General features: G+C 76.4%; 1 protein-coding gene. It reads left to right on the top strand.

Going from position 1 to position 246, the window contains the following annotated elements:
* A partial coding sequence (locus tag KVT14_RS20875) for a hypothetical protein (RefSeq protein WP_217617346.1) occupies positions 1 to 246 on the top strand: 246 nt, incomplete at both ends.

Genomic DNA, 246 nt, shown 5'->3' with positions numbered 1-246 from the left:
GCTCATCGGCCTGGACCTCGACGTCGCCGCCGTCTCGCGGTACCTGCGCGAGATCGGCTGCACCGTCGGGGAGGTCGTCGGGGCCGGTGCCGACGCGGTGGTGTCCGTGACCGTGCCGACGTGGCGCCCGGACCTCACCGAGCCCGACGACCTGGTCGAGGAGGTCGCGCGCCTGCACGGTTACGACGCGATCCCGCCGGTCGTCCCGCGCTCCCCGGCGGCCCTCGGCCTGGCCGTCGCGCAGGG

Source organism: Cellulomonas sp. GbtcB1 (assembly GCF_019091725.1).
In the GTDB taxonomy this organism is placed as follows: Bacteria; Actinomycetota; Actinomycetes; order Actinomycetales; family Cellulomonadaceae; genus Cellulomonas.
Note: the sequence above shows the minus strand (reverse complement) of the source record. Positions and strands in the feature narration are given on the sequence as shown.